Origin of the sequence: Leclercia sp. M-A074-M (assembly GCF_965195605.1) — a bacterium.
Taxonomy (GTDB): Bacteria; Pseudomonadota; Gammaproteobacteria; order Enterobacterales; family Enterobacteriaceae; genus Enterobacter.
In genome coordinates, this window is record NZ_CBDAHM010000002.1 from 96,340 (window position 1) to 114,521 (window position 18,182).

General features: G+C 58.1%; 18 protein-coding genes. 3 read left to right on the forward strand and 15 right to left on the reverse strand.

Annotation, left to right across the window (positions count from 1 at the left end):
* The 14 genes from phnO to ACOKCT_RS04190 all read right to left on the reverse strand — a co-directional run bounded on the left by phnO (position 1) and on the right by ACOKCT_RS04190 (position 10,540).
* The gene (gene phnO / locus ACOKCT_RS04125; protein ID WP_103177898.1) at positions 1–435 is read right to left on the reverse strand and encodes an aminoalkylphosphonate N-acetyltransferase; all 435 of its coding nucleotides are present in this window, start codon (positions 433–435) and stop codon (positions 1–3) included.
* Positions 422–979, reverse strand: a complete 558-nt coding sequence (gene phnN, locus ACOKCT_RS04130; RefSeq protein WP_103177899.1) for a ribose 1,5-bisphosphokinase — start codon at positions 977–979, stop codon at positions 422–424. Before phnN ends, phnO begins: the two co-directional genes overlap by 14 nt.
* The gene (gene phnM, locus ACOKCT_RS04135) at positions 976–2,112 is read right to left on the reverse strand and encodes an alpha-D-ribose 1-methylphosphonate 5-triphosphate diphosphatase (RefSeq protein ID WP_420193187.1); all 1,137 of its coding nucleotides are present in this window, start codon (positions 2,110–2,112) and stop codon (positions 976–978) included. The genes phnN and phnM overlap by 4 nt, the downstream gene beginning before the upstream one ends.
* Positions 2,109–2,789, reverse strand: a complete 681-nt coding sequence (gene phnL / locus ACOKCT_RS04140) for a phosphonate C-P lyase system protein PhnL (RefSeq protein ID WP_420193188.1) — start codon at positions 2,787–2,789, stop codon at positions 2,109–2,111. The genes phnM and phnL overlap by 4 nt, the downstream gene beginning before the upstream one ends.
* 108 nt (positions 2,790–2,897) lie before the next feature.
* Entirely contained in the window at positions 2,898–3,653 is a 756-nt protein-coding gene (phnK, locus tag ACOKCT_RS04145) for a phosphonate C-P lyase system protein PhnK (RefSeq protein WP_156653748.1), read from the reverse strand.
* A complete protein-coding gene (gene phnJ, locus ACOKCT_RS04150; RefSeq protein ID WP_103177903.1) occupies positions 3,650–4,495 on the reverse strand; it encodes an alpha-D-ribose 1-methylphosphonate 5-phosphate C-P-lyase PhnJ in 846 nt (281 codons plus the stop codon). The genes phnK and phnJ overlap by 4 nt, the downstream gene beginning before the upstream one ends.
* Positions 4,488–5,552, reverse strand: coding sequence for a carbon-phosphorus lyase complex subunit PhnI (locus ACOKCT_RS04155; protein WP_420193189.1), 1,065 nt, complete (start codon positions 5,550–5,552; stop codon positions 4,488–4,490). Before ACOKCT_RS04155 ends, phnJ begins: the two co-directional genes overlap by 8 nt.
* The gene (gene phnH, locus ACOKCT_RS04160; RefSeq protein WP_103177905.1) at positions 5,552–6,136 is read right to left on the reverse strand and encodes a phosphonate C-P lyase system protein PhnH; all 585 of its coding nucleotides are present in this window, start codon (positions 6,134–6,136) and stop codon (positions 5,552–5,554) included. Before phnH ends, ACOKCT_RS04155 begins: the two co-directional genes overlap by 1 nt.
* A complete protein-coding gene (gene phnG / locus ACOKCT_RS04165; RefSeq protein ID WP_103177906.1) occupies positions 6,133–6,585 on the reverse strand; it encodes a phosphonate C-P lyase system protein PhnG in 453 nt (150 codons plus the stop codon). Before phnG ends, phnH begins: the two co-directional genes overlap by 4 nt.
* Positions 6,586–7,311, reverse strand: a complete 726-nt coding sequence (phnF, locus tag ACOKCT_RS04170; RefSeq protein ID WP_103177907.1) for a phosphonate metabolism transcriptional regulator PhnF — start codon at positions 7,309–7,311, stop codon at positions 6,586–6,588.
* A 20-nt stretch (positions 7,312–7,331) separates the two neighbouring features.
* Positions 7,332–8,111, reverse strand: a complete 780-nt coding sequence (gene phnE / locus ACOKCT_RS04175) for a phosphonate ABC transporter, permease protein PhnE (RefSeq protein ID WP_159340249.1) — start codon at positions 8,109–8,111, stop codon at positions 7,332–7,334.
* A gap of 50 nt (positions 8,112–8,161) precedes the next feature.
* Positions 8,162–9,178, reverse strand: coding sequence for a phosphonate ABC transporter substrate-binding protein (gene phnD, locus ACOKCT_RS04180; protein ID WP_420193190.1), 1,017 nt, complete (start codon positions 9,176–9,178; stop codon positions 8,162–8,164).
* Positions 9,179–9,201: 23 nt separating this feature from the next.
* The gene (phnC, locus tag ACOKCT_RS04185; RefSeq protein ID WP_103177910.1) at positions 9,202–9,990 is read right to left on the reverse strand and encodes a phosphonate ABC transporter ATP-binding protein; all 789 of its coding nucleotides are present in this window, start codon (positions 9,988–9,990) and stop codon (positions 9,202–9,204) included.
* 214 nt (positions 9,991–10,204) lie between these two features.
* A complete protein-coding gene (locus tag ACOKCT_RS04190; protein WP_156653751.1) occupies positions 10,205–10,540 on the reverse strand; it encodes a zinc ribbon domain-containing protein YjdM in 336 nt (111 codons plus the stop codon).
* Between the two features lie 591 nt (positions 10,541–11,131).
* Between ACOKCT_RS04190 and crfC the strand changes: the two genes are divergently transcribed.
* Together crfC and ACOKCT_RS04200 are read left to right on the forward strand one after the other, a co-directional pair.
* Complete coding sequence (gene crfC, locus ACOKCT_RS04195; protein WP_156653752.1) at positions 11,132–13,489, forward strand: clamp-binding protein CrfC; 2,358 nt, start codon at positions 11,132–11,134, stop codon at positions 13,487–13,489.
* Positions 13,486–14,364, forward strand: coding sequence for a diguanylate cyclase regulator RdcB family protein (locus ACOKCT_RS04200; RefSeq protein WP_103177913.1), 879 nt, complete (start codon positions 13,486–13,488; stop codon positions 14,362–14,364). The genes crfC and ACOKCT_RS04200 overlap by 4 nt, the downstream gene beginning before the upstream one ends.
* A gap of 433 nt (positions 14,365–14,797) precedes the next feature.
* Here the strand turns inward: ACOKCT_RS04200 and kdgT are convergent, their stop codons facing one another.
* Positions 14,798–15,793 carry a 2-keto-3-deoxygluconate transporter gene (gene kdgT / locus ACOKCT_RS04205; RefSeq protein WP_103177914.1) on the reverse strand — a complete coding sequence of 332 codons (996 nt, stop codon included), beginning with the start codon at positions 15,791–15,793 and terminating at the stop codon, positions 14,798–14,800.
* A gap of 657 nt (positions 15,794–16,450) precedes the next feature.
* Between kdgT and proP the strand changes: the two genes are divergently transcribed.
* Complete coding sequence (gene proP / locus ACOKCT_RS04210) at positions 16,451–17,953, forward strand: glycine betaine/L-proline transporter ProP (RefSeq protein WP_103177915.1); 1,503 nt, start codon at positions 16,451–16,453, stop codon at positions 17,951–17,953.
* The last annotated feature ends 229 nt before the right edge of the window (positions 17,954–18,182 follow it).

An 18,182-nucleotide genomic window follows, 5' to 3' on the forward strand; every position in this document is an offset into this window, starting at 1 on the left:
TTACAGAGGTTTAGTGAAGCGGAAGTGGCTCTGGGTATACCCTTCACGAAGATAAAAGCGGTGCGCATCGAGACGCTTTACGCTGGTGGAGAGCTCGGTCATCTCCGCCCCGGCGTGGCGGGCCTCTTCTTCCGCCCAGGCCAGCAGCCGGCTGCCGACCTTCAGACCGCGCGCCTGCGGCATCACCACCAGCTCCTGGATCTCGCCGATCCAGTTGGCGTGATGCAGGTGAAACTGCATGTGCAGGCCGATCATCCCGATGATATGTCCATCCTGTTCCGCCAGCTGGTAACGCATATTGTGATCCTGCAGATTGGCCGCGAACCCCGCATGGAACGCCGAACGGTCAAGCTCCGCCTGTTTTAACTCACAGATCAGGCCATAGACCGCGTCAACGTCCTCCGCGGTGGCGGGGCGCAACTCACACTCGGGCATGGTTTTTCTCCTTCTGGCTAATGAGTGAAAGGAAGTTGTCGACAGACTGATGCAAACTGCCGTCATTGTTAAGGATCGGGCAGTCGGACGGCGTATAACGGGCGGCGCGCGCCAGCCGCTGGTCGATCTCTTTAGCGCTCTCCCGCCCACGCGCCTGCAGCCGGCTACGCAGGATCTCCGGCGACACCTGCAGGCAGATCGGCAGCAATGCCCCGGCGTAACGCGCCTGCGCCTGGGGCAGATGGGCGCGCGAGCCGTTTACCACCACGTCGAACCCGGCGTGCAGCCAGAGATCGATCTCCAGACCCACCCCATAATAATAGCCATTAGCGTGCCAGCTCAGGGCAAACAGATGCTGCCCGGCGCGGGTAAAAAACTCCGGCTCGCTGAGGGCGATGTGGTTTTCGCTCCCGGCAGTAGCGGCGCGCGTGATATAGCGGTGCGCCACCAGCAGTTGTGGATGAGGCTGCTCGCGCAACGCCGCCAGCAGGCTATCTTTTCCGGAGCCGGAAGGCCCCATTAACCAGATTAGTCTTCCCATCAGAACACCCGTTTTCCCTGACGCCAGACGTGGTCGATATGAATGTGCTCGCCTTTACGGTGCGCCAGCACCAGGTCCGCCCGCTTGCCTTCGCCAATCACCCCGCGATCGTGCAGGTTGAGCGCCTGCGCCGGGTTGCGGGTCACCAGGCGGATCGCCTGCGGCAGGGTAAAACGATTCTCCTCGTCGTCCGCCACCCGGAACGCCGCATCCAGCAGGCTGGCGGGGTAGTAATCGGAGGAGAGGATATCCAGCAGGCCGAGGGAAGCGAGCTGGCTTGCCGCTACGTTGCCGGAGTGCGAGCCGCCGCGCACGATATTCGGGGCGCCCATCAGCACGTTCATTCCGTGCTGGCGGGAGGCCTCTGCGGCTTCGAACGTGGTAGGAAATTCGGCGATCACACTGCCAAGCTGCCGGGATTCAAGCACATGATCCGCGGTGGCGTCGTCATGGCTGGCGAGGGCGATATTGCGCGCCCGGCACAGCGCAGCAATGGCCTGGCGGTTGGGCTGCGACCAGCGGGCGGCAAGCTGAAGCTGCTCCTCTTCGTAGCGCGCCATCTGCGCGTCGTTGAGGGCATATTTACCCTGATAATATTCACGATACTTTTCGATATTAGCGAACTGGCGCTGGCCCGGAGAGTGATCCATCAGCGACACCAGAGTGACCGGCTCACGGTCCACCAGCTTCTCGAACAGCGGCAGGGTGGTGTGATGGGGTAGCTCGCAGCGCAGGTGCAGGCGGTGCTCGGCGCGGTTGAGGCCGCGCTTCTGCGTCTCTTCCACGGCGTTGATCATCTTCTCCAGATTCTCCAGACGATCGCCGCCGTCGCGCACGTCGCCAATCGCCACCGCATCCAGCACCGTGGTGATGCCGCTGGCGACCATCATCCCGTCGTGGCTGCTCATTGCCGAATGGGCGGGCCAGTCCACTTTGGGCCGCGGGGTGAAGAACTTATCCATGTTGTCGGTGTGCAGCTCAATCAGCCCTGGCAGCAGCCAGCCGCCTTCACCGTCCATCGCTTCCGGCAGGCGGCTTTGGGTTTCGGCAAAGGCGCGAATGATGCCGTCCTGAATGTCGATGGAGCCGTCAACGACCTCGTTTTTCAGCACCAGTTTTACGTTATTGACGATCATGCGGTGATCCCCATCGGGTGCAGACGATCCGCCACGCGATCCCGCACCGCGTCGTCGTGGAAGATCCCGACGATCGCTGCGCCGCGCGCTTTGGCCTCTTCGATCAGTTCAATAACCGCTGCGCTGTTTTTGGCATCCAGCGAGGCGGTCGGTTCATCGAGCAGTAAAATCGGGTAATCGACGATAAAGCCGCGGGCTATATTCACCCGCTGCTGCTCGCCGCCGGAGAAGGTGGAGGGGGCGAGATGCCACAGGCGCTCCGGCACGTTAAGGCGCGTCAGCAGGCTGGCGGCTTTGGCGGCGCAGATGTTGCGCGGTACGCCCAGATCCAGCAGCGGCTGCATCACCACCTCCAGCGCCGGAACGCGCGGGATCACCCGTAAAAACTGGCTGACCCAGCCAATGGTGGTGCGCCTGACGTCCCGCACCTTACGCGCCGGGGCCTGCACCAGATCGACCCATTCGTCGCCGTGGCGCACATGGATATGGCCTTCGTCCGGCAGGTAGTTGGCATACAGCGAGCGCAGCAGGGTCGATTTGCCGCTGCCGGAGTGGCCGTGCAGCACCACGCATTCGCCATTTTTTACCTCAAGGGAGGCGTTTTGCAGCACCGGCAGGCGCACGCCGTTTTGCTGGTGGAGTACAAAGGTCTTACTTACGTTTTGTACGTGGATCATTTTGGCCTCGTGGCGTTTTCTTGCCGGGTGGCGCTTCGCTTACCCGGCCTACAAAGAGCGCGGTTCGTAGGCCGGGTCAGGCGAAGCCGCCACCCGGCAACAGCAACCTCAATTCTGCAATACGGACGACACCAGCAACTGGGTGTAAGGATGGTGGGGATCGTCGAGTACCCGGTCGGTCAGCCCACTTTCCACCACTTCGCCGCTCTTCATCACCAGCAGACGGTCCGCCAGCAGGCGGGCAACGCCCAGGTCGTGGGTGACAATCACCACCGCCAGGTTCAGCTCCACCACCAGACCGCGGAGCAGATCCAGCAGGCGGGCCTGCACCGACACGTCCAGCCCACCGGTAGGTTCATCCATAAAGACCAGTTTCGGATGGGTAACCAGGTTGCGGGCGATCTGCAGGCGCTGCTGCATCCCGCCGGAGAAGGTGGTGGGTAGGTCGTCGATGCGCGACGCCGGGATCTCCACCTCCTCCAGCCACTGTTTCGCCGTCGCGCGGATGTCGCCGTAGTGGCGCGCGCCGGTGGCCATCAGCCGTTCGCCGATGTTGCCCCCCGCCGAGACCTGGCGGCGCAGGCCATCCATCGGATGCTGATGCACCACGCCCCACTCGGTGCGCAGCAGGCGACGTCGCTCGGCCTCGCTCATGCCATACAGCGAGTGGCCGTCATAGAGAATGTCGCCGTTCTGCGGCGTCAGGCGCGCCGAGAGGGATTTCAGCAGGGTGGTTTTGCCGGAGCCGGACTCGCCGACAATCCCCAGCACTTCCCCCGGCCACAGGTCAAACGACACGTCGCTGAAGCCTTTGCCCGGCGCATAAAGATGGGTCAGGTTAGTGACCGAAAGCAGCGGTTTCATTGGCTGTTGGCCTCGCTCTGTTGGCGGCAAAAATCGGTATCGGAGCAGACAAACATCCGTTTGCCGGTGTCATCCAGAACCACTTCGTCGAGATAGCTGTGCTTCGACCCACAGATGGCGCACGGCTCATCCCACTCCTGCACCGTAAACGGGTGATCGTCAAAGTCGAGGCTCTCAACCCGCGTGTAGGGCGGCACGGCGTAGATGCGTTTTTCGCGCCCGGCGCCAAAGAGTTGCAGGGCGGGCATCATGTCCATCTTCGGGTTATCGAACTTCGGGATTGGTGACGGGTCCATCACGTAGCGCCCGTTCACCTTCACCGGGTAGGCGTAGGTGGTGGCGATGTGGCCGAAGCGGGCGATATCCTCATACAGCTTCACCTGCATTACGCCGTACTCTTCCAGGGCGTGCATGGTGCGGGTTTCGGTTTCGCGCGGCTCGATAAAGCGCAGCGGTTCGGGGATCGGCACCTGGAAAATCAAAATCTGATCTTCAACGAGCGGGGTCTCCGGGATGCGGTGGCGGGTCTGGATCAGCGTGGCGTCTTCGGTGCGCTCGGTGGTGTTCACCCCCGTCACGCGCGTAAAGAACTGGCGGATCGAGACGGCGTTGGTAGTGTCGTCCGCCCCCTGGTCAATCACCTTCAGCACGTCCGCTTCGCCAATCACGCTGGCGGTGATCTGAATCCCGCCGGTGCCCCAGCCGTAGGGCATGGGCATTTCACGGCCACCGAACGGCACCTGATAGCCGGGGATGGCGACCGCTTTTAAAATGGCGCGGCGGATCATGCGTTTGGTTTGCTCATCCAGATAAGCAAAGTTGTAGCCGCTGAGGTTAGCCATTGTCGCGCTCCTGTTGCAGACGTTTAAGCAGCTCCAGTTCAGCCTGGAAATCGACGTAGTGCGGCAGCTTGAGGTGCGAGACAAAGCCTGCGGCCTCAACGTTATCCGCATGGGCCAGCACAAACTCCTCGTCCTGCGCCGGGCCAGTAATGTTCTCGTCGTAGTCGGGAGCCTGAAGGGCGCGGTCAACCAGCGCCATCGCCATCGCCTTGCGCTCGCCCATGCCGAACACCAGGCCGTAGCCGCGGGTGAAGTGCGGCGCGTCGTTATCCGGGGTGACGAAGCCGTTCACCATTTCGCATTCGGTCATCAGCATTTCACCGACGTTCACCGCAAATCCCAGCTCTTCCGGCACAATATTGATGTCGATATAGCCGCTGCGGATCTCCCCCGCGAAGGGGTGGTTACGGCCATAGCCACGCTGGGTGGAGTAGGCCAGCGCCAGCAGGTAGCCCTCGTCGCCGCGCATCAGCTGCTGCAGGCGCGATGAACGTGAACAGGGGTAAACCGGCGGCGTGCGGGTGATGTCGTCTGGCTCATCGCCATAATCTTCTTCCGCTTTCGCCAGCCCCTGATTGGCCAGCAGGCTAAAGACGTGCGGCGCGGCGTCCTGCTTGGTGTTTGAGGGGGTAAGGCGAGGGGCTTCGCCGTTTGCCAGCAGGGTGAAATCGAGCAGGCGGTGAGTGTAATCGTAGGTCGGGCCAAGCAGCTGGCCGCCGGGAATGTCTTTATAGACCGCCGAAATACGGCGCTCCAGGCGCATCTCTGCGGTGTTGATGGGCTCGCTCACCGCCAGCTTCGCCAGCGTAGTGCGGTAGGCGCGCAGCAGGAAGATGGCCTCGACGTTATCGCCGCTGGCCTGCTTCAGCGCCAGGGCCGCCAGCTCGCGATCGGCGATGCCGCCTTCGGTCATTACCCGGTCAACGGCCAGGTTCAACTGCTGTTCAATCTGGGCGACGCTCAGCTCGGGGATCTGCTCATCGCCCCGGCGTCTGTGCTCCTGCAACGAGTGGGCGGCGGCGATCGCCTTCTCGCCCCCTTTGACGGCAACGTACATCAGCACACCTCCACGTGGGTGGTTCGCGGGATCGCCAGCAGGCGCTCGCCGCAGGTCAGCAGCAGGTCGATGCCCAGCGGAAACGGGTGCGGGCGCTCGGTCAGCTCGTGAATGATGCACTCCGGCAGCTGCGGGGCGACCATCCGCTCCTCGGCGATGCCGGCCCCGGTCAGGCGCAGCATGCGTCCGCCACTCAGGCTGGAGACCTGCAAAATCAGGGTGGCGCTGGTCTCCGGCGCCACAGCGGTGCCCTCGCTCAGGGCGTTGAGCTGCTCGTGGCCGATCTGCTCGTCGGCGACGGCGAACACCGCCTGCTGCGGCTGCTCCACCAGCGGGGCGCTGGTATGAAAACGCAGGTTGCTGCTGACGATATCGTTGCTGACGGAGCCCGACAGCCAGACCGGGGTGTCGTTATCGGCCAGGGTCAGCAGCACGCTGGTGGTGGCGAGGTTCAGCGGCTGCCAGCCATGCTTAAGCTGATGCAGCGAGACGATGACGCCCGGCTCGCTCATCGCTTTCAGCAGACGACGAAAGCTGTGCTGGGCATCCTGCACGGCAAGGGTAAAAGCGGGGTGAAGTGTCATGCGTTGTCTCCGCGAACGAGCGTAAAGAAGTCGACCCGGCTGGTGTTCACTTCGGCCTGACGGGCGGCAAGGCGTGCGGCGCGGTCGGCTTCCAGCGGGGCAATAACGGTTTCCATCAGGGCCTGAAAATGGGGCGCTTCCTGCAGCAGGGCGTCCACAACGGCGCACTGCTCGGCGTGGGGTTTGTTACGCCCGAGCAGGTAGCTGTAGCCGAGGGTGCCGCTGGCAAGACGCACCACGGCGCGGGTCAGGGTGGCATCGCCAGCGAAGTAGCGGGCCCCGGTACCGCCCATCCGCGCCTGGATCTGCACCAGTCCGGTTTCAGGCGCGCGGATCAGTTCATAAGCGGGCGACAGGCTCAGCGCCGACATCCGCGCGGCAAGCGCCGCAGGCTGGCTGTGGGCTAGCACCGCCATCCAGTGCTGACGGGTGGAGGTATCGAAATGCATTCAGTGCTCCATGGTGAATTCAATCATGTCGGCGCGGGTCAGGCTGACGGAGTACTCCGTCGCGTTCACCTCGCCGTCACGGTGGTTAAGGGTGCGCACGCAGAGCAGAGGCGCCATATTGGGGATCTCCAGCACCTTGCTCTCTTTGGCCTGGGCGCGGCGGGCGCTGATGCGCGTCTGGGTGCGTTTGAGCGCAACCCCCGTGGCATCCTGCAGAAAGTCATGCAGCGAGCCGCTGGTGAAATGTTGCAGCACCGGCCAGAGGGCCAGGTCCGCGAAGTAGTGATCGATCTGGCACACCGCCACGCCATTGACCCGGCGCAGGGTACGCAGGTGGATGACGTTGTCCCCCTCCTGGATCCCCAGCGCATCCGCCACGTGGCTGGAGGCCGGACGCAGCACCGAGAGCAGCTTTTCGCTGGTGGGGTGGCTGCCCTGATCCAGCAGGTTCTGGCTGAAGCGCGCCTGGGCGTTGAGCGGGTAGTCGAACGGGCGCATCAGCACCAGCACGCCGACGCCCTGGCGGCGCTGCACCCAGCCGCGCTCCACCAACTGGTCAATGGCCCGGCGCAGGGTGTGACGGTTGACTTCATAGCGGTCGGCAAGCTGCTGTTCCGCAGGTAGATAGTCCCCGCAGCGGTAGTGCGTGCGCAGCTCCACTTCGAGCTTCGCCGCAATCTCTTGCCAGCGGGTGGGGTAACTGGTCGGATGTCTGGATAAGTGCATACAAATCAAAGCCTCGCTTCTCAGATGAAGTGCTTACGCAAACGTTGAGAGAGGAAGTCCAGCAGGCTGACGGTGATGATGATGAGCACCATCAGGGCGCAGGTTTGCTGGAACTGGAAACCGCGAATCGCTTCCCACAGGGTGACGCCAATTCCGCCTGCGCCCACCATGCCAACAACGGTGGCGGAGCGGACGTTGGACTCAAAGCGGTAGAGGGAGTAGGAGATGAGCAGCGGCATCACCTGGGGCAGCACGCCGTAAAGGATCTCTTCAATTTTGTTGGCACCGGTGGCGCGAATGCCTTCGACCGGGCCGGGCTCAATGGCTTCTACCGCTTCCGAAAGCAGCTTGGAGAGTACGCCGGTGGTGTGAATAAAAAGCGCCAGCACCCCGGCGAAGGGACCGAGACCGACGGCGACCACGAACAGCATCGCAAAGACCATTTCGTTGATGGCGCGGCAGGCGTCCATCAGGCGGCGCACCGGCTGGTAAACCCACCACGGCACAATGTTGTCGGCACTCATCAGGCCGAAGGGAATGGAGAGCACCACGGCCAGGGCGGTGCCCCAGACGGCAATTTGCAGCGTGACGGCCATTTCGCTGAGGTAGTCCTGCCACTGGCTGAAGTCCGGCGGGAAGAAGTCGGCGGCGAAGGTCGCCATGTTGCCCGAGTCCTGGATCAGCGTCAGCGGGGCCATTTCCGCGCCCTTCCAGGAGATAACCAGCACCGCCAGCAGGATGGCCCAGCTTATTAGCGAGAACCAGCTGCGTTTTGGCGGTGGGAGGGTGATGGTTTGCATGTGTGCTCCTTAATCTGTTCTCCCTCTCCCTTAAGGGAGAGGGGACTTAATCACTGCACCGCTTTGGTCACGCTGGTCATCGCGCCCAGCGCGGCGGTCAGGCGGTCGAGATCGTCCAGCTGCGCCTGAATTTCAGACAGCTTGCTGTTCTTCTCTTCCTCTTTCAGCGTCTTGTTGTCCTTCACGCCCTGGATCTGTTTGAACAGCGCCAGCTGGCGAATCGGCACCAGCTGCAGGTCGCTGGAGGCGCGGAACGGCGCCCAGCCCAGGCGTTCCAGCACGGTTTTCTCTTCCGCGGTTTTGCCGTAGTTCATAAAGAAGTCGTACACCTTCTCCTTGGTGCTTTCGGAGAGGTTCTTACGCCACACAATCGGGTCGCCCGGGATCAGCGGGGATTTCCAGATCACCTTCAGTTGTTTCAGCTTGTCTGGCGCGGAGGTCTTCAGCTTGTCGAGGTTTTCGGTGTTGTTGGTGGCAACATCCACCTGTTTGTTGGCGACGGCCAGGGCGTTGGTTTCATGCCCGGCGTTGACCGTGCGTTTGAATTCGCTGGTGGAGACATTGTTTTTGGCAAAGACGTAATAGCCCGGCACCAGGAAGCCTGATGTGGAGTTGGGATCGCCGTTGCCAAAGGTGAGCTCTTTACGCCGGGAGAGCATGTCGTTGAGGTTGTTGATCGGACTGTCTTTGTTGACGATCAGCACGCTCCAGTAACCCGGGGAGCCGTCGGCGGCCACGGTTTGCGCAAAGACCTGACCGTTGGCACGATCCACCGCTTCCATCGCCGAGAGGTTGCCGTACCAGGCGATATCCACTTTATTGAAGCGCATCCCCTGGATGATGCCCGCGTAGTCCGGGGCGAAGAAGGCGTTCACTTTGATCCCCAGTTTGGTTTCCATATCTTTCAGGAACGGTTCCCACTGTGGCTTCAGGTTCTGCTGTGATTCCGTCGAAATAATGCCGAAATTCAGCGCTTTTTCCTGCTCCTCTGCAAACGCAGGGCTGAATAGGGTGCTGATGCTGAACATGCTGGTGAAGGCCAGCGCGGCAACCGTCTTATAGCTCATTTCCATTCCTCATTGTGGGGACGTTAAGCAGCCTGCGCGCGCTCTTCGACGCGGTTAATGCTGCGGTAGAGATGATCAAAGCGTTCGTTATCAAACTGATGGCTGGCGCCATCGAAGAAGACGTGCCCCTGACGCAGGGCGACGATGCGCTCGCAGTAGCGCAGGGCGTAATCCACCTGGTGCAGCGTGACCACCACGGTGATGCCGTCCTTGCGGTTAATGTCGCGCAGGGTTTCCATGACGATGCGGGCCGACTCCGGGTCCAGCGAGGCGATCGGCTCATCGGCGAGAATGATTTTGGCTTTCTGCATCAGCGCCCGGGCAATGGCCACGCGCTGCTGCTGACCGCCAGAAAGGGTGGAGACGCGCTGGTGGGCGAAGTGGGCCATGCCGACGCGGGTGAGCGCCTGCAGCGCCTCCTGCTTCTGAGCTGGCGAGAACCAGCGCAGACAGGTGCGCCAGAACGGGGTGCTGCCGAGCGCGCCAATCAGCACGTTCTCCAGCACCGTCAGGCGGTTCACCAGGTTGAACTGCTGGAAGATGTAGCCGGTCTGGGCGCGGCTTTTGCGGATATCACTCGCCAGACGGCCCGCGCGCTGCACGGTATTGCCCAGCAGCTCAACGTGGCTTTCTGAGGTTTTGTCGCAGGTGATGAGGCCGCTTAAGTGGCGCAGAAGAGTGGATTTACCTGAACCGGATGGCCCGAGCAGCGCTACCATTTCGCCCTGCTGGACGGTCAGATCAACGGCATGCAGAGCCTTGTTGTGATGGAAGGTCTTGCTGAGTTTCTCGACACGGATGACAGTGTGCATGGGTAAGGCCTCAATTCAAATGTGGCCTCATGCTGGCGGATCAATGTGACATTTAGGTTAAGTGTTGGTTGCGAGAGTTTGAAGAGTTGAGGTGAAAGCGATGACAGGCGATCAACGAGAAGGGGGAGGTATTTGTAGGCCTGATAAGCGAAGCGCATCCGGCAAAAGTGCCCGGCGGCGCTGCGCTTGCCGGGCCTCAAAAGACAACGACAAATCAGTTCTTCTTCACGAACTCGGATTTGAGCTTCATCGGGCCGAAGCCGTCAATTTTACAGTCGATATTGTGGTCGCCCTCGACCAGACGGATGCCCTTCACTTTGGTGCCGATCTTCAGCATTGAAGAGCTGCCTTTGACCTTCAGATCTTTAATGACGGTGACGTTGTCGCCATCCGCCAGCAGGTTGCCGTTGGCATCTTTAACGATCAGCTCATCGCTCTCGGCTACGGGTTCTGCGTTGTTCCATTCGTAAGCGCATTCCGGGCAGATGAACATACCGTTATCTTCATAGGTGTATTCAGAGTTGCATTTAGGACAGTGTGGAAGCTGCATGGTGTTCTCCTCAAAATAGTGCGAACCGGCGGCAATGAGGCCCGCCAAAAATCGACAGGTTGTCGAAAAAGGCGGCAAGTATAGCGCATGTCCTTACTTTTGTCGGTGATATTATTTTTCGCTTTTGGCTAAAAAAAGCGTTTCTGATGACAGGGTCTGTCAGTGACTCAGGTAATGATAAGTACCCGGCGCGAGAATGAAACGCTTGCGAATGAAAGCAATAATATTTTATTGCGGCAAATTGATACGCCGTGTCATTTCGGATAAGGTTAAGGTGCTAATGATATTCACCGTAAATGTTTTTATAGCCATCCCCGGGCTTGCAGGGATGATTACCCCCTCATTTTTGGTGGGCGATTAAAGATGGTTTATCCTGAAATTTATTAAATTTGAGCTACGCTCTTAGTCTTTCGGTTTCCCTGACCGAAGGAGCGCGCTCCGCTGCTTTCAGCGCTTAAAGAATATATTTGATTGTCATCAGGCAATTATTTTGCGTCGAACATATTTGCTACACGGAATCATATAAGCCGATCCTTCATTCTTAAAATAATTCGGTTATATAAAATTTGTGTTAAGGGAAGGCTTTTTACTATGCATACACAAACAATATTTGAGTTAAGCCAGGAAGCTGAAAGACTGCTGCAACTCTCATTGCAGAATCTCGAGTCACTTAGCGCCATGCCTGTTGCGATGCTGGACAATGCAACATCGGCCATTACCGGCGAAACCAGCAACGTTTTACCTCTACATTTTAGTACCCGTGGTTTAGAAGCGCAGCAGTCCATGCTGAATAATGAACTGCGCAAAATTACCCGTCTGGAGATGGTGCTGGCGATTGTGGGCACCATGAAAGCCGGTAAATCGACGACGATTAACGCCATTGTGGGAACGGAGGTGTTGCCCAATCGCAACCGTCCCATGACCGCCTTGCCGACGCTGATCCGTCATACGCCTGGTCAGAAGGAGCCGGTGCTGCATTTTTCTCACGTGGCGCCGATCGATACATTAATAAAACAAATGCAAAAGAAGCTGGCCAATTACGATCGCGGCAAGCTGGCCCAGCAACTTGAAATTGATAAAGATATGAATGCGTTGCTGGGGCGCATTGAAACCGGCGAAGCGTTTGAAAAACATTATTTAGGCGCGCAGCCGATATTTAATTGTTTAAAAAACCTGAATGATTTAGTGCGACTTTCTCAGGCGCTTGGAACAGATTTTCCCTTCTCCGCCTATGCAGCGATTGAGAATATCCCGGTTATTGAGGTGGAGTTTGTCCATCTGGCCGGGCTGGATGGTCATTTGGGGCAATTAACCCTGCTGGATACCCCCGGGCCGAATGAGGCCGGGCAACCGCATCTGCAAAAAATGCTTACTGAGCAGCTCGCCCGCGCTTCGGCGGTGCTGGCGGTAATGGACTATACGCAACTGAAGTCGATTTCGGACGCCGAAGTGCGGCTGGCTATTTCTGCCGTCAGCAAATCGGTACCGCTCTACGCGCTGGTCAACAAATTCGATCAGAAAGACCGCAACAGCGATGATGAAGAGCAGGTGCGGGCGATGATCTCCGGCACCCTGATGAAAGGCCATATCTCTCCGGGGCAGATCTTCCCGGTCTCCTCGATGTGGGGATACCTGGCGAATCGGGCGCGTCATGAACTGAATCAGCACGGCAAGCTGCCGGATCACCAGGAGCAGCGCTGGGTGCAGGATTTTGCCGAAGCTGCGCTGGGCCGCCGCTGGCGGACTGCCGATCTGGACGATATTGAGCACGTTCGCCACTCCGCCGATCTGCTGTGGGAGGATTCCCTCTTTGAGCAGCCGATCCGTAAGCTGATTTATGCTGCCTACGCCAATGCCTCGCTGTATGCGTTACGCTCGGCGTCGCATAAGCTGTTGAACTATGCCCAGAACGCCCGGGAGTATCTCGATTTCCGCTATCAGGGGCTGACGGTCGCCTTCGACGAGCTGGAGCTGAATATCGCCCGCCTGGAAGAGGATATGGCGCTGTTGCAGTCCCGCCAGGCGTCGGTAAGCAATGAGGTGCGGCATGAAGTCGGACAGGCGCTGGCGGCGACCGACCTGTTTATCAGCACGCAGCAGAACGATATCAAACATGCGGTCGCGCACATCTTCAACCCGGATAATTTGCTCGATCTGGCCGGGTTTAAGCCGCACACGCTCCATGCCGAGGCGTTAGCTACCCCGGGACAACTGGTGCTGGACGATGAAGGTCAGGCGCAAATCCTGCTGAGCAAAATCCGCTCCTCCTGTGAAATGATCCTGCTGGATGCACAGGCAAAAATCGGTCGCGAGCTGTCGCTGCGGTTTGACCAGCTGGAAACCACGCTGGCCCGCTCCCTGAACGACGCCATGCGGCCCATTGAAACGCGGATTAAAGAGGAGCTAAGCCATGCCGGATTCCGCGCGCGGATCAGCTTCCCGGCGTTTCAGGCAAACCAGCTTAACTTCAATACCCGGGGGCTGTTCAGCGATGCTATCGCTCAGGAGAGCCTGCCGGCTGGCCAGGGGCAGGGAACCAGCAGTGCGCTGCGCGACACGGTCTCCCGCTGGTTGAATAATCCGGGCTGGGGCTGGGAAGATTATGTAATGACGCGGACGCGCTATGTTATTAACGTGTCAGAGCTTCATGAAAAATTTAAACAGCATATAGATCACTTTTGTGAACAAATTCGTAAAGCTTTGGCTGCGCAGGTCGATGTCTCTGTTACAGCGGGTATGGCGACATTCTTTGCGGAATTCTCGTTATGCCTTGCAGGGTTACAGGAAAGCTTGCGTGATAGCCTCGCAGTGCGTCAGCAAAATGAGCATGCCACACGGGCGCTCAGCCAGCTGTTGCAGCAATGCATTACGACTGCGACGTGGATTCAGGAAGATACCCGACTGTTACGCGATGATATTCAAACGTTATTCGCGGCAGAGCAACCATGACAAAACAACTACTGGACGGTCCCGGACGGACGCTGGAATGTATCCATCCTAAATTTATGGTCGACCTGGTGCAGGGGGCTGACGCGCAGCGTCACACCTCTGTGGTGTCGCAACAGCAGCACTTTCGTGAACGTTTAACCCAGGAGATCATGGCGCAGTCTCATCTTCGTCAGTGGGCCATGGGGGGAATGTTCAGCGAAAATGCTGTGCTGCGACTCGGGCTGGCAGAGAAGCTGGCGGGCATGTTCGACCCCGGCCATCTGGCGCTGACCCGGATGACGCACATTCTCTCCACGCTGCGCCAGCAGGCCAGCCTGCGTAATCAGCCGCCGATTGGCGTGGTGCATCAATACGAAACCCTCTCCGCCCATTTTCAGCAACGTGCGCAGTTCAAAGAGAAGGCGTTAACCCAGCGCGGATTAACGGTGCAGGCAGGCGTTCACAGCGAGCAGATTTTTACCCGCTGGCGCGCCGGGCACTACGACGGCTGGTCGCTGGCCGGTCGCGGTTATGTGGCGCTGGAGGAGCTGCGCTGGGGGGCGTTCGGTGATGCCTGTCGGCTGGCGAATGCGGACGTCAGCGCCATGTTGAAAGATAACCTGTGCAGCATGGTGGCTAACTATCTGGCGCAGGGGATCAACGCTGCACCTAATACCCGCCATTTTTATCACCAGTGGCTCACCACGCCCAGTACGCCGGGGATTATCGACCATAAAGATATGCTGGGCTGGCTGGGTGACTGGTGTGATGTGGAGAGGCATCCGGTGTGCTGGTCGGTGACGCAAAGCTGGCAGAATGTGGCGCTGGGGATGCCGAGATTGTGTTCGGCGGCGAGGCTGGCGAAAGCGATGGTGGAGGAGGTTTTTGGGGAGTAGGGGATTCCCTCTCCCGTGAGGGGCTGAGGAACCCTCAGTCATTTTCTTATGCTTAACGCAATGAAATAATTAGAGAGTAATAAAAGACTTACAGCGACTCCCTGGTCCGGCTGAAAATCGCTGAGGCGTTGACCGTAGGCCGGGGCGAGGCGCAGGGATGCGCCGAGAGGGCGTGACCTACATGGATGTAGGATCACGCCCGACCCGATAGCCGAAGGGAATAAGCCGAAGGAACCGCGAAGCGGCGATTTTCTTTGCCGGGAGCCGGGGTAGCCAGGGGGGAGGCGGCGAGCCCCCCTGGCACGTTCACCGGTTCAGGTGTGACAGAGAGGCAAAGAACGTAAGGTGAACGGAACCAACAACGGAGTTGCATGTTCCCCCTCACCCTAACCCTCTCTCAAGGGAGAGAATAGTCCGGGCGAGGGCTTATATCTCAGTGGTGCAGTGATTCAACCGGGCGCTGTTCTTCGGTCGTGGTTGGGACGTTGCCAAAGCGTTTGGCGTACAGCGCGGTAATAATCGGCACCAGAATCGCGGTGACGATGACGCTTGCAGCAACCAGCGCGGTAGCGGAGGCGGCAACCGGTTCGAACGCCGGGTTAATCTGGGCGATAATCACCGGGTTTGCCACCGCAGCGCCTGCTGCGGAAGAGGCGGCGACACCCGCAGTACCATTCCCGCCGCCGATAACGCGGTCGGCAATAATCAGTGGGATACCGGTGATAACGATAACCGCCACACCCAGCACGATACCCAGCAGACCCGTATCGAGGATAACGTTCAGGTTGATGGTGTTACCCAGCGCGAAGCCGAAGAACGGGATCAGAACCGGGGTCGCTTTGCTGAAGAAGTCGCGCAGATCGTGGTCCAGGTTGCCGAGGGCAAAACCGATCAGGAACGGCAGGACGGCGCCGACAAAGTGGTGCGGTTCAAAGGAGGCCAGACCGGCGGAGCCGAGGATCAGCATGGTCATCAGCGGGCCAGATTCCAGAGACATCAGCACGAACGCGCCGGACTCCTCTTTGGTGCCGTACTGGTTCATCAGGCTGGCATACAGGCCACCGTTGGTCATGTCCATTGCAGAAACAATGGCCAGCACCGAGAGGCCTGCGAAGAAGCCGGTCTGAATACCGTTTTCCGGAATAAACATGGCACAAACCATCGCCACAATCCACGCCACGGCAATTTTGGTAATTACCAGCGTACCGGATTTACGTAATACCGTACCCGTTGCACGTAAATTTATGGAAGCGCCAATACAGAAGAACCAGACCGCAAGGATCGGTACTGTGCCGGTAATCATGCCTTTGGTGAATCCACCAAAATAGGCTCCAGTATTAGGCGCTAAGGTATTTAAAATTGCACCCAGAACCAGCGGAACCAGCATCATCCCTCCGGGGATGCGTTCTATCGCGGCTTTAATCTTCATCATCAACCCTCACATCTCATCGCGCATCGCCAGCGGACAAGTGATATTTAATAATCTAATGAATTCAACGAATTGTGACCTGGTGGCGTCAGCGGATTCGTCATTCATACAGCAGATATAACCAGTTTGGTTTTTTTAAGCCTTCACTCAAAGGCCACCAGACTCGTTGTAACGGGCTTATGATGCGATCGTTGGAATTGTGATTCAATAAAAATAAAACAGTGTTTTAGTTATCTTCGTCACATATTTTAAGGAAACACGATATTTGCCTCTTGATTATTAAAACCGCTGTAAATGCATTGTAAAATAATGTCGTTCTTTTTTAATTTCACAGCAAATAATAACGTTCGAAAGGGTATTTACAGAACCAGACATAAGAAACAACTGATGGGCATGTATTTACAGTTTTGACACTTCTGGTGATAACCATAAAAAAATATGTGAAGTTGATCACACATATAAACGCTGGTAGGGTAAAGGCTGTCATTCACAGCCCAGACAGGCGTCAACAGGTTCGGTTGTACCGGTCCGAAAGGTCAGTGTAAGTAAACCTGCTACGCTTGAGAGACGAGAATGCGCATGAAGCGCTTCCCGGGTTCCATAGAGCGCATTTTTCAGCGCTGTGGTGAGGACTGGGCTTAGTCTATGAGGATAGCAATGCTTAAAAGGAAAAAAGTTAAACCGATCACCCTGCGCGACGTCACCATTATTGACGACGGCAAACTGCGTAAAGCGATCACCGCCGCCTCGCTCGGTAATGCGATGGAATGGTTCGATTTTGGTGTGTATGGCTTCGTGGCCTATGCGCTAGGTAAAGTCTTCTTCCCCGATGCCGATCCCAGCGTGCAGATGATTGCCGCCCTCGGGACCTTCTCTGTTCCTTTCCTTATCCGACCGCTGGGTGGCCTGTTCTTCGGGATGCTGGGGGACAAGTATGGCCGTCAGAAAATCCTCGCCATCACGATTGTGATTATGTCGGTCAGCACCTTCTGTATTGGTCTGATCCCGTCGTACGCCAGTATTGGCATCTGGGCGCCGATCCTGCTGCTGCTCTGTAAGATGGCACAGGGCTTCTCGGTCGGGGGTGAATATACTGGGGCGTCGATCTTCGTCGCCGAATACTCCCCGGACCGTAAGCGCGGCTTCATGGGCAGTTGGCTCGACTTTGGCTCCATTGCCGGGTTCGTGCTGGGCGCGGGCGTAGTGGTGCTGCTCTCCACCGTGGTGGGCGAAGAGAACTTCCTCTCCTGGGGCTGGCGTATTCCGTTCTTCCTGGCGTTGCCGTTGGGCATTATCGGCCTCTACTTGCGTCACGCCTTAGAAGAGACCCCGGCGTTCCAGCAGCATGTTGATAAGCTGGAGCAGGGCGATCGCGAAGGGCTGCAGGATGGACCGAAAGTCTCGTTCAGAGAAATTGCCACCAAACACTGGCGCAGCCTGCTGACCTGTATCGGTATGGTGATCTCCACCAACGTGACCTATTACATGCTGCTGACCTATATGCCGAGCTATCTGTCGCATAACCTGCACTACTCGGAAGATCACGGCGTGTTGATTATCATCGCCATTATGGTGGGCATGCTGTTTGTCCAGCCGATCATGGGTCTGCTGAGCGACCGCTTTGGCCGTCGCCCCTTCATTATTTTTGGCAGTGTCGCGCTGTTCGCGCTGGCTATCCCTGCCTTCATTATGATTAACAGCAATGTGATCGGGCTGATTTTTGCCGGCCTGCTGATGCTGGCGGTGATCCTTAACTGCTTTATCGGCGTGATGGCCTCCACCCTGCCGGCGATGTTCCCGACGCACATTCGTTACAGCGCACTGGCGGCGGCGTTTAATATCTCGGTGCTGATCGCCGGTCTGACCCCTACGCTGGCGGCGTCGCTGGTGGAGAGTACCCAGAACCTGATGATGCCAGCGTACTACCTGATGGTGATTGCGGTCATCGGTCTGGTAACCGGCATTTATATGAAAGAGACGGCGAACCTGCCGCTGAAAGGGGCGACGCCTGCTGCGTCTGACCTTCAGGAAGCGAAAGAGATCCTGCGTGAGCACCACGACAACATTGAGCAGAAGATAGAAGATATCGATGCTGAAATTGCGCAACTGCAGGCGAAGCGTTCCCGACTGGTCGATCAACATCCCCGCATCAATGAGTAAATAACAAAACCCGGCTTCGGCCGGGTTTTGCGTCTTTTGTCACCATAACGTCACAGCATATAAGGTAGATCATATTTTCTATGGTTTTCCTGATTTTGCCTGCGTAATCGTTTTTTTTCATACCGAAAAGGAATACGACTAAAGTTTATTGGCGCTTTGATTGAATAGTGCTTACGCTGTATACAAGCAGATGCCTCTAAAAAATCGACGCTTTGAGCGCTATGAGAGA

Excerpts from the sequence above, each read along its gene's own strand:
- crfC (WP_156653752.1), top strand. The coding sequence starts at position 11,132 with ATGCATACACAAACAATATTTGAGTTAAGCCAGGAAGCTGAAAGACTG.
- kdgT (WP_103177914.1), bottom strand. The coding sequence starts at position 15,793 with ATGAAGATTAAAGCCGCGATAGAACGCATCCCCGGAGGGATGATGCTG.
- ACOKCT_RS04190 (WP_156653751.1), bottom strand. The coding sequence starts at position 10,540 with ATGCAGCTTCCACACTGTCCTAAATGCAACTCTGAATACACCTATGAA.
- phnD (WP_420193190.1), bottom strand. The coding sequence starts at position 9,178 with ATGAGCTATAAGACGGTTGCCGCGCTGGCCTTCACCAGCATGTTCAGC.
- phnC (WP_103177910.1), bottom strand. The coding sequence starts at position 9,990 with ATGCACACTGTCATCCGTGTCGAGAAACTCAGCAAGACCTTCCATCAC.
- phnL (WP_420193188.1), bottom strand. The coding sequence starts at position 2,789 with ATGATCCACGTACAAAACGTAAGTAAGACCTTTGTACTCCACCAGCAA.
- phnK (WP_156653748.1), bottom strand. The coding sequence starts at position 3,653 with ATGAAACCGCTGCTTTCGGTCACTAACCTGACCCATCTTTATGCGCCG.
- phnM (WP_420193187.1), bottom strand. The coding sequence starts at position 2,112 with ATGATCGTCAATAACGTAAAACTGGTGCTGAAAAACGAGGTCGTTGAC.
- proP (WP_103177915.1), top strand. The coding sequence starts at position 16,451 with ATGCTTAAAAGGAAAAAAGTTAAACCGATCACCCTGCGCGACGTCACC.
- ACOKCT_RS04200 (WP_103177913.1), top strand. The coding sequence starts at position 13,486 with ATGACAAAACAACTACTGGACGGTCCCGGACGGACGCTGGAATGTATC.
- phnO (WP_103177898.1), bottom strand. The coding sequence starts at position 435 with ATGCCCGAGTGTGAGTTGCGCCCCGCCACCGCGGAGGACGTTGACGCG.
- phnJ (WP_103177903.1), bottom strand. The coding sequence starts at position 4,495 with ATGGCTAACCTCAGCGGCTACAACTTTGCTTATCTGGATGAGCAAACC.
- phnF (WP_103177907.1), bottom strand. The coding sequence starts at position 7,311 with ATGCACTTATCCAGACATCCGACCAGTTACCCCACCCGCTGGCAAGAG.
- phnH (WP_103177905.1), bottom strand. The coding sequence starts at position 6,136 with ATGACACTTCACCCCGCTTTTACCCTTGCCGTGCAGGATGCCCAGCAC.
- phnG (WP_103177906.1), bottom strand. The coding sequence starts at position 6,585 with ATGCATTTCGATACCTCCACCCGTCAGCACTGGATGGCGGTGCTAGCC.
- ACOKCT_RS04155 (WP_420193189.1), bottom strand. The coding sequence starts at position 5,552 with ATGTACGTTGCCGTCAAAGGGGGCGAGAAGGCGATCGCCGCCGCCCAC.
- phnE (WP_159340249.1), bottom strand. The coding sequence starts at position 8,111 with ATGCAAACCATCACCCTCCCACCGCCAAAACGCAGCTGGTTCTCGCTA.